This window comes from Gilvibacter sp. (assembly GCF_965601605.1).
Lineage (GTDB): Bacteria > Bacteroidota > Bacteroidia > Flavobacteriales > Flavobacteriaceae > Gilvibacter.
Genome location: NZ_CBFCWJ010000008.1, coordinates 61,762 through 76,174, shown reverse-complemented (window position 1 = coordinate 76,174; position 14,413 = coordinate 61,762). Strand labels below are relative to the sequence as shown.

Here is a 14,413-nt window from a genome sequence, read left to right as displayed (position 1 = left end):
GCCTTAAATGTTAAAAAATAAGAGCTCAAATCGTCACTGAAACGCAGTTAATCCCGATTCAAATACAACCATCCGCTAAAGGTGTCAAAGTTCTCATCGGCAAGAAAAAGCACGTAGTAATAAACCCCGGGAGGAACTACTTTTTCACCTCGTGCAAGACCCCGATTTGGAACGCCATTCCAATGTCCTGTTTGATTGGTTCCTACAAAAATTAGATTCCCCAATCGCGAATAGATTTCCAAGCGGTGATCGGGAAAAATATCCAGCAATCCTTGTATTTCAAAAGTGTCGTTAATTCCGTCTGCATTAGGAGAAAATCCTTGAGGAATTAGCGGCGGACAATTTTCTACGCGAACAGTAAAACTTGCAATATCAAAACAGATCTCATTGTCAACTCTCACAAAGATCTCCTGAGGATTCTGCGTATTGTTGAATCGTTGGGTGTTGACTATTGGGCTGATCCCAATTAAGGCATCAGATGCGCTGGTGTAATAACGAATGGTGCCGCCAAACTCTTGTAGCAATGGTTCCACCTCCTGAGTCAAGTCAAATTCAGCGCTGTCAAAACCTTCATCACAGGCGAGCTGATCAGGTAATTCCGGCAGTTGCGGAATGCTTTGAAAATTTACATTGGCCTTAAAGGTATTGTTGGTCTCATCCAACTCCTCAATAATGGAATTTCCATCGCCGAGATCATCAACTACGGCGAGTAAGCTAAAGCTGTCCGGGAGCTCAGGATCAAGGATCAAGGAAACGTCAAGGTCAATAAAGCCACCAACAGGTATTTCCGCAGGTGTATCTAAGCCTAGAATAAAGCTTCCATCAGCATAAAGGGCAATCGGAGTGCCGGCAGCTAATGGCGCAGTTCCATCCGTATTGGCCACGCTAAGTTCAAAAGTTAAAACCCTTCCGCGGCAAGCAATAATAGGGTCTGGCAGTTCAACTGTCGCATCGGGTAATGGGCACATAATGACTTCAATCTCAAAGAAATCCACTGAAAAACAATCTGAATTCGCCACACGGACATAAATGGTTTGCGGATTGCTAATCGGCAGATAATCACTAGGGTCAGCAATTGGATTCTCACCAGTATTGGCGTCTGCTTCTGATTCGTGAAATGTCACAACAAGCGTGTCATCAATGCCTGGCAAAGCCGTATTCAGATCAAAACGCTCATCTCCGACAGCATCACAGCGTTCCAAATTTTGTGGCGTCGGGAATTCAGGAACTTTCAATAAACGTATCGGGAGTTCCGCTTCATTGTTGAGTTCGTTGAGTTCTGAGACAATGCCAACACCGCTACCGGTATCATCAGCGACAATCCGTAGATTAAACTCATTGGGCACCGCCTCGGGAATGTTCAATACAATGCTTTGTGATTCTTGTCCTTCTATAGGGAGTTCCGTCAAGGTAACTGCGGAGCCGATAAGGACTGCATCGGCATAAAAAGCAATTGGCGTTCCTGCCGGCAAAACATCGGTACTGTTTAAATTGTAGATGGTAAAATCTACTTCAAGCTGTCTGACGCCGCATGCAGGATCCACAACACTGTCAATGGTCGCTGTAGCATCTGGCAGTTGACTGTTGAGCACGGTGACAATATTGTTGATCATCACAAAATCTTGGCCTGAGGTCAGTTGTATCACTGCCGAGGTATCTCCAGGTTCTATATTGTCTTCAATGCTGTAAAAGTCAATGTCCATATTGTAAAGCACATCCGATCCGGTAAAAGAGTTGGTGCTGTTAAAGGCATTGTCTGCGGGGTTTAAAGGCGGATTGCTGATCACATCTCCGTTGATGGTCAGGGTTTCAGTCACGCTTAGTGCAGCATCTCCTTCCCAAGCCAAAAAACCAATTTTAGCGCCTTCATCATCCAATACGTTTAAGCTTTCTAATTCAATACTGATGGTTTCTGGAACGCGTTCTAAACCTTCGTAGACGTTGAGTTGATTCAGCGGCAGGTCTGGATCCTCATAAACGATCACTATGGACCATCCCGCAAAGTTGGTCCCTGTGGGGCAATAGGTGTCTATGATCTCGCTGAGGTCTAATTCCGATAGGGTGTAGGTGTCACTTCCTATGGTCTGAACCAGTTCCGTGATGTCTGTCACCGCTGCAAAAAAGGAACGTACATCGTCTAATTCTAGGGCGAAGGTTCTGTCGGGGCGAATCTCAATTCCATTGAGTTCCACGTCAAAATCTCCTGAGCCAGATCCCGCCCAATAGAGCAAGGCATTGATCACAACCTGGTCTGGCTCTAAGAGAAGGTCAGCACTAGAGCTGGTTAGAATCTCACAGGGAGCACCACCGCCATTTTCCGCAGTATTTAAGGTGTTACCGATCGCCGTGTAGTCAAAACGACCGTTGAATTGATTGAGCAAACTGACTTCCTGGCCAAAGCCAAGGCAGTACCAAAAGAGCAGGAATAGCCCTAAGGTGAATTTCAGTTTCATAGCTCGCTGATTTTCTTAAAGATATAAATATTTCTTTAGCGGACTAAACTAAAGTGTGATCTCAGCTCGCGTCCATCCTCAAAGATCACGCGAAACCAGTAATCACTCGAAGGCATGGGATTGCCATTGTAAATACCATCCCAACCTTGTCCTAAAGGATTAAGTCTTGTGAGCATTTTCCCATAGCGGTCGTAGATATAGATTTGAGCGCCAGCTTCAAAATCGCGACGTACTCCAAGGACTTGCCAAAAATCATTCACGCCGTCACCATTGGGTGTAAAATAGTTGGGGAAGCCTAAAACAGAAACGATCTGTTCGCTAATACCACAGCCCAGTCGGTCTCTTACATAGACCGTATATATTCCTGGAGGAACATCCGTGAAGGTATTGGAAGCCTGATAACGCCCCGCTGGGTCGTTTAAGGCGTATTCATAATCACCCGGTCCGCTGGCATTGATCACTAAGGTGTTTGTTTCTGAAAGGTCTGTGACCTCAATACTGTCAATGGTTGCCGGGCGTGAACCCACAACAGTAATGGTGCGTCTTTTGGAGCAACCTTCCGGATTGATGATATCCACAAAATATACTCCGGCCTCATTAACGGCAATGGTTGGTGTTATCTCCCCAGTAGACCACAAATAGCTGTATGCTTCTATAGGGCTGTCATTGTCAATAATTGGACCTACATCCAAAGTGATGGTTTCAGGGAAGCTGTTCAAGCAGTACAGTTGCTCATCTTCAGTAACGATATTGGGAAGGCCATAAACCTCCAAGAAAATACGTGCGATCCCAAAGCAGTCGTTGTCTTGCTCCAAACGGGCATAAATAGTTTGAGTAAAAGGATCTGTATTGGTGTACGGACTTGTGATCGGGTTAGTCTCTGCCAGTACATCCTCTAAGTTTCCGTAGAAACTCAAGCTCAGGTCTGGAGGCAATCCATCCAGAATAGTGGCTTCCGCCAAACTCAAATCAAAGGCCGTGATCCCGTCCTCTGTAGCATCATCACATTGACTCAAAAAGATATCGTCAATTTGTTCTCCAGCAACAATAAGTTCCAATTCTGCAATGCTGCTACATCCCGCTTGGTCAAAAACACGGGCAAAGATGGTTTGCGGATTGCTCAGGTTGGTGTAAGCGGTCTCTGGTAAAGGCGCTACATTGTTCTGGGCTTGCAATAAAGTCTGATGGAAGCTCACATCGAGTCCGTCTGCACTACCAGTGAGTTCGGGTATGGCTTCCGTTAAATTGAAAACACTGAATCCGTCATCATTACCATCCGCATCGCATTGGGTCAGTAAACTGTCAAAGGCTTCCGGCAGGGGATTGATGATCACATTGGCCCGTCCTATGATCGGGCACTCTCCATTCATTGGATCGATTTCTACGCGATACAGCCCAGAAGTACTCACCTCCAAGTCAAAATCAGACTCAGGAAGAACCACATCATCCAAGGTCCAAACATAGGTTGCTCCGGGAATTTCTGGAGCGACAAGCGTGAAACTATCTCCTTCACAAAGATTCAAGGTTGTGGCTGATTCGCCGTTTTGAATAATGTCTACTGTATTTAAGAATAAGGATTGAATGAACGGTGGCAGTCCGAAGTTACCCGTACGACCACCTAGAGATACCGCAGCACGTTGATAATTCGCTCCAGTGCCTGGTGTATTGGGCTCATTGATCACATCCAAGGAGGCTTGATTCAAAATTACCCTATAGATACGTCCGTCAATTCCCAACTGTAAGGCTCCTGTGGAATTGTCATTAGTACTTAAGACCGTTCGTGTGGCTGATGGGTCTGGTGCCGTGAGGTCAAACTGATAAACTTCGCCAAAATCAAAACCGTCGCTGTCATAAACCCCAGCGCAGGTATAGACCAGATTGGAATCTGGAGAAAACTCCAAACCATAAGGTGAATTACCGTTTACATCCAGATCGAGTCCGCCTGAAGCAACGCCTGTTGCGGTATCAAAATCGTATACAAACAAGGCTCCTGGAGATCCTGCATCGCTGGCTGGGTTTTCATTTAAAGTGGCGTGCGCAATAGCCAATTTACTGCCATCAGGGCTGGATTTTAAATATCCCAATGCATTGTCTCGGTAGCCAATAAGCGGAACTTCTGGTTCTACTAGAGATTCAACCGGAACGGGATTCACGCCCGCGCTGCCCACATCATAAGCGTAAAAGCGATCAACAAAATGAGTGATCACCCAAATGGACTCGCAGTCCGCATTGCGCACCGCGGTGATCTTCTCCGAATTGGTAGGCAAGAGATTGATGTTTTTTTCTGTGGTCACTATATCTCCGAGGCCACCGTCGAGATCCATATTTACGGTGGAGTAGTTCAATCCCCGTAACGCGGACGGATCATTTTCTCCAGGGAACAAACCGTCAACGGTGAAAATATAATAGAGGTTGGGTTCCTGCGGATTGGGAACAATGATGGCCGATTGTGTTGAGGTATCTTCTCCCAAGAGGCCAGTACCGTTAGGCATTACCTGATGGTCCCTGTTCCAAACTAAGGTCCCATTGGTGTAAAAAAGCAAATTCCCTGCGCTATCACTAATGGTTGCGCAACCTTCGAGCGTTTCTAAGGCGCCATCAGTTAAAGGAGTAGGAGGGCTGGTGTTGAAATTCAGTCCCGCACGCGATCCGAAATACCAATTAGCAGCTTCTCCTTGCGCCTGTAAATTAAGGGCACAGCCAAAGAGCAGTAAGAAGAAGAATAATAGCTTTTTCATTGCAATGAGGTCATGGCAGCGGCAAAATAGCAGCTGCCAGTTCGCTAGCGCGAACGCCTCAGCAAGATACTATAAATCTCGTTTTTTCAGGATGACCAAAGACCAATAATTGAACAAGAAGGTCCAAACCGATACGATCGCTATTTTGAATAAGGTCACGTTGTAGGTCTTGGTAAATTCTGCTCCCAATTGAGTAGCTGCAGATTGCACCGCGTTGAAACGCGTAAACGGTTCAATGATCAAGTTTTGCATACTCATCAGTGGGAAGAACTGAACTACCTGAGCAGGTAACTCTGAATTATCCGGCAGCTTAGAGACCATGATTCCGTAGATGGCCCATTCTATGATCCACCAGATCAATAGGAATCCAAGGGCAAAAGCAGAACGTTTCACCAAGACGCCTAAGAACAAACAGAAGGAGAAGAATGCCAGTAGCTTCAAGAAATAGGCAAAGACATACTCCAAGTCTCTAAAGATGATTCCAAACTCCGTGTAGTCTGAAAAGATCAGTCCAAGAATCAGGGATACAATGAATATAAAGGCCGTAGATACTGCGGCAAAGACAAATACCGTAATGAATTTAGACAGTACAAATTCGCGTTTGCTTAGGCCGTCAATTAGGTTCTGTTTTAGCGTTCTGTGCGTGTATTCATTGGCCATCATGGATACGATCACAATAGCTAAAAACATCTTAAGCAGTGCTGCGATCCAGGTGTTGAAGTGCCAAATGAAAGGGAAATTGAAAATCCCCTGATCCGCCAAACGAAAACTAAAATCTCCGAAGTTGAATTTGATAGACGCCAAAAGAGACATCAAAGAGATTAATATAAAGTACACGGCGGTGATTACTCGAGCCGATTTATTATGGATGAGTTTGTGGTACTCGATTCTAAATAGTCTAAGCATGCTGTTCAATTTTGGCGGTTAGTTCTAAGAATTGTTCTTCCAAGCTTTCTTTACGCTTGTCAAGTTTGGACAATACAATGCCCTCTTTGAACAACATTTCATTGAGCACGCTGGCTTCTAAAGGTTCGCTCAGGTAGGCTACAAGAGCCTCGCCCTCTTCTTTGATCTTATTAAAACTTCCGCTTCCTTCTAAGTAAGCACGTAGTCTAACCATATCCTCGGCTTGCAGAGTAAAGAAGCCGTGACTGGCGTTCATGCCTTCCACCGGTCCGCTGTAAAGTGAAACTCCTTGGCGTAGAATTACCACGTGAGAACACACTTTTTCAACCTCGTCCAAGAGGTGAGAGGCCAAAAGAATGGTTGTCCCTCCTTTAGCGATCTTTTTAATGATCTCTCTAATCTGATGGATTCCCTGCGGATCTAAACCGTTTGTCGGCTCATCCAAGATCAAGATCTCCGGATCGTTGAGCAGGGCAGAGGCAATCGCCAAACGCTGCTTCATCCCTAAGGAGAAGGTCTTGAAACGACTGTCTTTTCTGTCTAAAAGACCTACGAGTTCTAATTTCTCCTCGATCTTATCTTCAGAAACACCTTTGATCTTGGCTACTAAAGCCAAGTTCTGCACCGCACTCATGTACGGATAGAAATTAGGGCGTTCAATGATAGCACCAACGCGCTTGAGCGCATCATGCGTTGAAGTACTGCCGTCAAACCAGGTGAAGTCACCAGAGGTTTTGTTTACAACATTAAGTACGATTCCAAGAGTCGTCGATTTGCCACTTCCGTTAGGCCCGAGTATCCCGTAAACATTACCTTTTTCAATGGTGAAAGAGAGGTTGTTTACTGCGGTCAGCGGCCCAAAACGTTTGGTGAGATTGGTAAGCGTTAGGATGGGTTGCATTTATGGTTGTTTAGTAAAACTGATGTCTGTAAGACGAACCAGCCCCATAAATGTTACACGCTAAATGGAATCCTTTGGGATTTGCTTCTAAGTGTTCTGTTCTCTATTGAAGTATACCAGATAGTAATACATCTGCCGCTCTTCATCCCAGCCCTTTTCCACAAATTTGTCTGCGCTTTCTGGATTGATGAAATCCATTTTGATCTGAATATTGGTATCCAACTGGATCACATTCTTGATCTTTTTACGCGCTGCGGATACGGCCGTGTTCGCGATGGAAAAGTCAGAGAGGTCTTCCACGCTGTACTTAGGCCCGCGTTCCGCCTTGTAATGTTTGAACTCCGGGATGAGATCGGGATTGTCAATGACCTCGTTGAGGAATTTGGTCTCTTCAAACTGATCGTTCTTGGCAAAGTGATTTACCGCGCGATTCATAAAGAGTACTTCTTCTCTTTTGTCTTCTGCAGGTAAAACAACATCCTTGGCAAAGTCTTGACAGAAACGCAGGTATTTCTTAGTGTAGAAATTGTCGTCAGCTAGAGTCTCTACGCCCAAAAAGCTTTCGAGCCAATAGCGCGCATCATAACGGTTGCTGTCTACACTTAAGATCTTATAACCGGTTTCCTCTTCCACATTGAAAACAATACAACCCTTGTCTAGCTTATTAAGGTTGATCCCTTGCTGTAAGTGCATTTCCAATTGTTGTCCGCCTTCTTGAAACTGCAGGAAGTCCTGCTTCAATTCGGACTTAAAGATTCCCACACCGTCAACCTTTTGGTTGTCAATTTGCAGGTTCTCTAAATAGGCAACGTAGACTTCTCCGTTTTTAATATGCGGATGCTCACTTTGATTGTACAGATGTGTAGTGATCTTGGTACTGACCTCGTGGGCGTTGTCTGGATTGCTGAGTAATTCTTTAACCAATTTATAGAGCTCGTGGTATTCCAGATCGACATCATGCGTAAAGCTCAAATAACTTTCTTCTTTCTCGCGGAAGGGTTTAAAGAAGAATTCTCGAATCAAAGGGTTGAGTTCGTCCGTGAGTTTACAAGGAGCGCCAGAGAGGAACAAGCCTTCTGCGCGTGATTTATTCCCTACACGGTGTAGGCTTAGTGAAGCGATCTGAGCGCTGTATAAATTGATCATAAGTCTAAAAGGAAATTAATTCCAAGAATCGATGTCTAAGGAGTCAAAATCATCGTCTTCAAAATCCATATCATCATCAAGTCCACCGTCCATGGATTCACCCACAAACTCCTTGTCTGGAGCTTCTTCTGGCAATTCGCCATGAACATACATCAGGTTCGGATATTGCTGGCCTGGTTGCGGTTCTGCAATCTCGGCCAACTCTACCAAAAAAGTCCACATGGAGAGAAAGTCGTAAACGTAGATCAGCTTAGTTTGATCTTCATCAAGGATGTCCTCTAACAAAGTTTCGGCCATGATACGAGTGGGTTCAGGACCTTCTGACATATCAAACAACGCGATCTCTTCGCCTTGTTGCCACTGGTCGTCACTGATGTAAAAAGAAGCCATTTCCTGCCCACCAAAACCAAAGGCTTGAGTAATGGCGTTGTGAAAGTCTTCCATAGTGGCGTCTTTGAGGATCTCCAGATCTCTAAAGACGTCTTCTTGGGTATCTAAAATGATTCTGAATCTAAAAACCATAAGGCCGTAAAATTAAGATATTTTGACAGTTTTCCTTGGAATAAGGACCTGTAAAATCAGATAGCTTTGTAATCCGAATAAAACCCCTGCAAATACTAGGTGAATGGGCTGAGTTAAGAAGGGGAAATCAAAATAATACATCGCAATTCCCGTGAGAACTTCAATCCCTAATATCACCATGATGCCATTCATGCCGTAAAGACTGTAGCCATTCTTTTGATTCCCGCGCCATAAAAGCACATTGATCAAAACTACCAGAATGGAAAACGAACGGTGAATGTAAAAATTGAGTTCTGGATAAGCCAGCCAAGCCTCTTTGGCTTCATATCCAACCATTTTGACTTGATCGTCTACAAATTGGCGTACTTGTGTTCCCAAAACAATTTGGATCAGCGTTAAACCGAGCGCTGCCCAAAGCAGGGTTTTGTATTTTCCGGTGACCCCCTGCGGTCGTTGTTTGCCAATGGCTTGTCTTAAGATCAGTAGCAAGACTAAGACGATCAAAAGAGCCATGACCATATGAATCGTTATACGCACTGGAGCTAAAACTGAATACACTACAGTGGCACCTAACCATCCTTGGAAACCAATCATAAATACACTCAGCCAAGAGAGCAGGGTGAGCCATTTGTTTTGCTTCCATTTCCAAATGGAGAGGATAGCCATAATTAGAATGGCCAACCCAGATAGCGCTCCCAGCAAACGATTGATGTATTCGATCCAGGTGTGCCATACGTTGAAAATAGCGTAGTCGTGTTCCGTGTAAGCTTCCCAATTGGCTGCGGAATATTCGCTTCCTGTGGTAAAATCTGCTTTAGCCACTTCAAGAGACTCATCTTTGATAATGACCTGTCCCTTTTTGAATTCCCGATCAGCCTCCCAGAGCAAGGTGGCTTCATCCGCAGGAGGAATGTAATAACCAAAACACTTGGGCCAATCCGGGCATCCCATACCGCTTCCGGTCATACGCACAACCGCTCCGGCAATAATTACCAAATAAATCAAAATCAGTGATATCCTTACAAAGCGTACAAACATCCTATTGCGGTTTTAAGTTTAGTGAAGCTCCTTTTTCCAACATAAAAGCCTTAGCGGCTTCGTATTCGTTGGGAATTACTCCGTCTAAAATGGCTTCTTTAATGGCTTCCTTGATAATTCCAATTTCTTTAGATGGCGGCAATCCAAAGGTTTGCATGATCTCCTCACCACTCACAGGGGGTTGAAAATTGCGCACATGGTCTTTCTCTTCAACGGTCACGATCTTTTCTCGAACCAATTGAAAATTCTTGTGGTAGCGTTTGAATTTCTTCGGATTCTTAGTGGTGATATCCGCCTCGCAAAGCGTCATTAAATCGTCCACGTGATCTCCGGCATCGAAGATCAAACGGCGCACTGCGCTATCGGTGACCTCTGTAGCTAAAACAATAGGGCGGGAGCTCATTCGAACCATCTTTTGAACAAACTTCATCTTATCGTTCAGCGGCATGCGTAGACGCTTAAAGAGTTTGTAAACCATTTTAGAGCCCACAAATTCATGCCCGTGAAAGGTCCAGCCTTGTTTTTTATTGAACTTCTTGGTTGGCGCTTTACCAATATCGTGTAGCAATGCCGCCCAGCGCAACCATAGATTGTCTGTAGTTTCCGCGATATTGTCAACCACTTCCAAAGTGTGCCAGAAGTTGTCTTTATGACGTTGTCCTTCTACCTCGTCAATTCCTTCTAAGGCGAGTAATTCTGGCAGTATGTGTTTGAGTAAACCTGTTTTATGCAAAAGCCCAAAACCGATGGATGGTTTGCGGGTCATGAGGATCTTATTGAGTTCTTCTACCACGCGCTCTTTGGAGATGATGGCAATACGATCTGCCTGAGCTGTGATCGCCTCCAAGGATTCTTGCTGAATTTTAAAATTCAATTGATTTGCAAAACGGATCGCGCGCAACATGCGCAAGGGATCATCGCTATAAGTCACCTCTGGGTCTAACGGCGTTCTGATAACCTTATCCTTCAAATCCCGCATCCCTTCAAAAGGATCCAATAATTGTCCAAATCGATCTGCATTCAGGCCTAAGGCCAAGGCGTTAATGGTAAAGTCGCGTCGGTTTTGATCGTCCTCTAAAGTGCCGTTCTCTACGGCGGGATTGCGAGAATCTTCAGTGTAGGATTCTTTGCGGGCTCCAACAAACTCCAATTGGACATCGCCGTGCTGAATCATGGCCGTTCCGTAAGTTTTGAAAATGGAGACCTTAGGTTTGTCAGGCAATGCCTTAGCGACGGCTTTAGCCAAGTCAATTCCACTGCCAATGGCTACTACGTCAATATCTTTATGCGTCCCTCGATCTAAAAAGAAATCACGCACATAACCACCGATCACATAGGCTTCCAAATCCAGTTGGTCAGCAACCTGAGAAAGGGTAGTGAAAATTGGTGCGCTTAGCGCTTCTTTGAAGTGGGTTTTATCTTGCATTTACTGTCGGATCACCTTCACGGCTCCATCGACACTCAGCTTAATGATACTCGAGGGTTTGGCCGCTTTTCTATCGCGGTGCAAATTTACGACATAGTCAACGCCTTCCAAAATAAGTGGGTTGATTTCTGAGAAGGTTTTGGCCGTAGGTTCTCCACTGATATTGGCGGAGGTGGAAACCAAAGGACGCTTGAGTTTTCTGATGAGCGCTTTGCAGAAATTATCATTGACCACACGCACGCCTAAACTGCCGTCTTTGGCAATGACATTTTCAGAAACGCGGATGGCGTTGTCTAAGATCAAAGTTGTGGGTTTGTCTGCGTATTTCAAGATCTGAAAGGCAGTTTCTGGAACCTTTTCAAAGAACTCGTCCAACATCCGCAGGGAATCCACCAAACAGATCATGCTTTTTTCAGCTGGCCGTTGCTTGATCTCAAAAAGGCGTTCCACACTGTCATAATTGGTGGAATCACAACCCAAGCCCCAAACGGTATCTGTTGGGTAGGCAATGGTTCCTCCTTTTTTTACGATTTCAAAGGTCTTGTCAACTTCTGCTCTCATAATTAAATCAAAGATTTGTAGACTTCTATGTATTGCGCCGCAGCGGTATTCCAATGGAATTTGGCTGCCTGCGCTTCAAAGGCTTTACTTTTCGTTTTTGGGTCGGCGTCAAAATCGGCCATACCTTCTTGAAAGACTTTGGCCATAGCTTTTGGTTCAAGATCATGCCAGTAATAGGCAACAGTGCCTCCAACTTCTGGCAAGGAGGTTCTGTGAGCCAAGAAAACAGGCTTTCCGAATTTCATCGCCTCAATAGGAGGCAAACCAAATCCTTCTCGCAAACTGGCAAAAAGGAAGGCTTTACAATTGGCCAACAGGAATTGCTTTTCCTTGTCATCTACGCGTCCTGCTAAAATCACTCGATCTTCTAATCCGTGCTTTTTGATGGTCTCACGTACTTTGTTTCCATAAGCTCGGCTGTCGTTCCCAGCAATTACTAAACGCTCGTTAGGCAGTTGGGTAAGCATTTCCACCAAGAGATGAAAATTCTTTCGCTCCCAAAAATCACCCAAAGTGAAAAGATAGTCTCCTTTGGTGTCTGTTTGAGGCGTGTAATGGCTTAAATCCAACAGTTCACCGCTGGGGTTGCCGTTGAGTATCACATGCTCCGGAACTTTAGGAATTTCAAAGTATTGATGCGTACTCTGTTTAGCAAATTCTGAGATATACGTAATGGCCTTGGCGCGAGCCAACTTTTCTTTAAAACGCAAGTTCCTGGGATGGTCCAGATCGTTAGAGATCTCATCTATAAAATTCACATCGTGAATCGTTAACACATAGGGCAAATCTCTTTTAGGCTCTACTTTGGTATTCTGATTGACCGAATGCCAAACATCGTATTTCTTGCGGATCTGTGCCCAATCGTAGCGGCGCAATCCCATATAGTATTTGTACTCAAAAAAGTCACCGAACTCCTCTTTTAAGGGTTTCAAGTCCTGGGCGTGCACAACAAATTTTAATTCGGGATCATTACAGGCCTGCAGCCCTCGGAGTAAATGCAGATTGAATTGCCCGAATCCTGTGAAAGGATTCTTTAAGTTGTGCATTTCTAAAAAGATGCGTTTGGGCATAAAACTGCGAGCTTTTAGTTTTGACAAAGGTATTTGATTTGCTGCAGTTCTAAAGAATTATAAATGTATTTTTGCAGCAGATGGAACAGGCCTTTCATTACGATTTTACCATTGCAGAACCCTTTTTAGATCATCAAAAGGAAGTTCTTAGCTGTGTGCTTCAATTTGAGCAAGAAGGTGAACTTTTTGGAGATGGGGAACGCAATGAGATCAGACTCTTTGATGCCCTGGGCATGCGTGTCAACGTGAAGCGTTTTAAGAATCCGAATATTGTCAATACTTGGGTATACCGTTACATCAGACCTTCTAAGGCAGAGCGTTCTTTTACCTATGCGGAAAAGCTAATTAAATTGGGTGTCGGAACGCCAAAACCAATTGCTTTTGCCGAGAATAAGTATTGGAACGGGCTCAAGGACAGTTACTACCTCAGTGAACATTTGGAGTGTGATTTGACCTATCGCGAATTAGTTCACGATGCCAATTACCCAGATCACGAAGTCATTTTGCAAGCCTTTACGCGTTTTACCTTTAAGCTGCACGAGAGTGGGGTGCTTTTTAAGGATCATTCTCCAGGTAATACCTTGATCAAAAAGACCGCTGATGGTTATGAGTTTTTCTTGGTGGATTTGAATCGGATGGAATTCAAAACTCTTTCAAAAGCGGAACGCATTCTGAATTTTGCTCGTTTGACACCGGTTGAAGATATGGTGCGTGTAATGAGTGATGAATATGCTGCTTTAGCAGGTTATGACGCGCAGGATACCTTTGAGCAAATGTGGGGTCATGTAAGTCGTTTTCAGCATAAATACCACCGTAAACGACGCCTTAAGAAAAAACTACTCTTCTGGCGTAAGCGATAGCCTCTTGAGTTCTTTATAACGCTCCCAAACACTGCGTGCATTGAGTTTGGCCACAACGAATCCTCTGGGGCCGTCCAAAATCCCCAAGCGTACCAAATAGTGATTGATGAACTTGTACATGGTTTTGAAAATGTGCTTGAGCGAATTGTAATTTTGCCCGCGTTGATGCAATTCCAAACCTTTCATTTTTCCGTAAGTGATCATTTTGGAGCGATAGGTCTGATAATCGTCAAAGAAAAAATGATCCAGTTTATTTTTAAGGATGCCTACAGGTTGAGGGAGGTCCAAAGTTTCGTGAACCAATTTTTCAGCTTTGTATTGGCCTTTTGTTCTATCGAATAAGCGCAGTGCTTTGTCTGTTTGTAAACCACTAAAGTTTAATTTTTTGCGCTTGTAATAGAATTGACGATAGATCTGATAGCCGTTAGCCAAAGAATCCTGTTTCAAAAGATCCTGTATCTCTTGGGAAAGTTGGTGAGAGACTCTCTCGTCGGCGTCAACAAAGAAAACCCAATCGTGTTGGGCCAATTCCAAGCAGTAGTTGCGCTGACTTGGATAGTCTACAAACTGCTTTTGCACACATTGTACTCGCGGATCTTCTTGCAAAAACTCAAAGGTTCCGTCATCACTAAAGGAATCTACAGCGATGATCTCATCGGTAAAGGCGAGCGTATCGATAACATCTGGAAGATGCTGTCTTTCGTTCTTTACGATTAATAAGGCGCTGAGTTTTCGCATGAAAATTACGTACTTTTGAGGCGCTCAAAGTTAGGATTTGCAAAGCAATTCTAG

At 44.4% G+C, this 14,413-nt stretch carries 12 protein-coding genes; 1 reads left to right on the top strand and 11 read right to left on the bottom strand.

Annotation, left to right across the window (positions count from 1 at the left end; genetic code table 11):
* Positions 1-47 precede the first annotated feature (47 nt).
* The 10 genes from ACSLP7_RS01515 to ACSLP7_RS01470 form a co-directional block, all read right to left on the bottom strand.
* The gene (locus tag ACSLP7_RS01515) at positions 48-2,453 is read right to left on the bottom strand and encodes a gliding motility-associated C-terminal domain-containing protein (protein WP_435577672.1); all 2,406 of its coding nucleotides are present in this window, start codon (positions 2,451-2,453) and stop codon (positions 48-50) included.
* Between the two features lie 35 nt (positions 2,454-2,488).
* On the bottom strand, positions 2,489-5,191 hold the full coding sequence (locus tag ACSLP7_RS01510) for a T9SS type B sorting domain-containing protein (protein ID WP_435577671.1): 2,703 nt from the start codon (positions 5,189-5,191) through the stop codon (positions 2,489-2,491).
* A gap of 69 nt (positions 5,192-5,260) precedes the next feature.
* Positions 5,261-6,097 carry an ABC transporter permease gene (locus ACSLP7_RS01505; RefSeq protein ID WP_435577670.1) on the bottom strand — a complete coding sequence of 279 codons (837 nt, stop codon included), beginning with the start codon at positions 6,095-6,097 and terminating at the stop codon, positions 5,261-5,263.
* Complete coding sequence (locus ACSLP7_RS01500; RefSeq protein WP_435577669.1) at positions 6,090-6,998, bottom strand: ABC transporter ATP-binding protein; 909 nt, start codon at positions 6,996-6,998, stop codon at positions 6,090-6,092. Before ACSLP7_RS01500 ends, ACSLP7_RS01505 begins: the two co-directional genes overlap by 8 nt.
* An 87-nt stretch (positions 6,999-7,085) precedes the next feature.
* Positions 7,086-8,144, bottom strand: a complete 1,059-nt coding sequence (locus ACSLP7_RS01495; protein WP_291187258.1) for a nucleoid-associated protein — start codon at positions 8,142-8,144, stop codon at positions 7,086-7,088.
* A 15-nt stretch (positions 8,145-8,159) separates the two neighbouring features.
* Positions 8,160-8,666 carry an IS1096 element passenger TnpR family protein gene (locus ACSLP7_RS01490; protein ID WP_435577668.1) on the bottom strand — a complete coding sequence of 169 codons (507 nt, stop codon included), beginning with the start codon at positions 8,664-8,666 and terminating at the stop codon, positions 8,160-8,162.
* Positions 8,667-8,678: 12 nt separating this feature from the next.
* Positions 8,679-9,704 carry a COX15/CtaA family protein gene (locus ACSLP7_RS01485; protein ID WP_435577667.1) on the bottom strand — a complete coding sequence of 342 codons (1,026 nt, stop codon included), beginning with the start codon at positions 9,702-9,704 and terminating at the stop codon, positions 8,679-8,681.
* Between the two features lies 1 nt (position 9,705).
* The gene (locus ACSLP7_RS01480) at positions 9,706-11,130 is read right to left on the bottom strand and encodes a CCA tRNA nucleotidyltransferase (protein ID WP_435577666.1); all 1,425 of its coding nucleotides are present in this window, start codon (positions 11,128-11,130) and stop codon (positions 9,706-9,708) included.
* Positions 11,131-11,691: an L-threonylcarbamoyladenylate synthase gene (locus tag ACSLP7_RS01475; protein WP_435577665.1), complete on the bottom strand. Its 561-nt coding sequence runs from the start codon at positions 11,689-11,691 to the stop codon at positions 11,131-11,133. It abuts the gene before it with no gap.
* Positions 11,692-11,693: 2 nt separating this feature from the next.
* Positions 11,694-12,788 (bottom strand): glycosyltransferase family 4 protein, encoded by a 1,095-nt coding sequence (locus ACSLP7_RS01470; protein WP_435577664.1) that lies wholly within the window; start codon positions 12,786-12,788, stop codon positions 11,694-11,696.
* 53 nt (positions 12,789-12,841) lie between these two features.
* Here ACSLP7_RS01470 and ACSLP7_RS01465 point away from each other — a divergent pair, with 53 nt between their 5' ends.
* The gene (locus ACSLP7_RS01465) at positions 12,842-13,621 is read left to right on the top strand and encodes a lipopolysaccharide kinase InaA family protein (protein ID WP_435577663.1); all 780 of its coding nucleotides are present in this window, start codon (positions 12,842-12,844) and stop codon (positions 13,619-13,621) included.
* Here the strand turns inward: ACSLP7_RS01465 and ACSLP7_RS01460 are convergent.
* A complete protein-coding gene (locus ACSLP7_RS01460; protein ID WP_435577662.1) occupies positions 13,598-14,359 on the bottom strand; it encodes a glycosyltransferase family 2 protein in 762 nt (253 codons plus the stop codon). The genes ACSLP7_RS01465 and ACSLP7_RS01460 overlap by 24 nt on opposite strands.
* Positions 14,360-14,413: the final 54 nt, after the last annotated feature.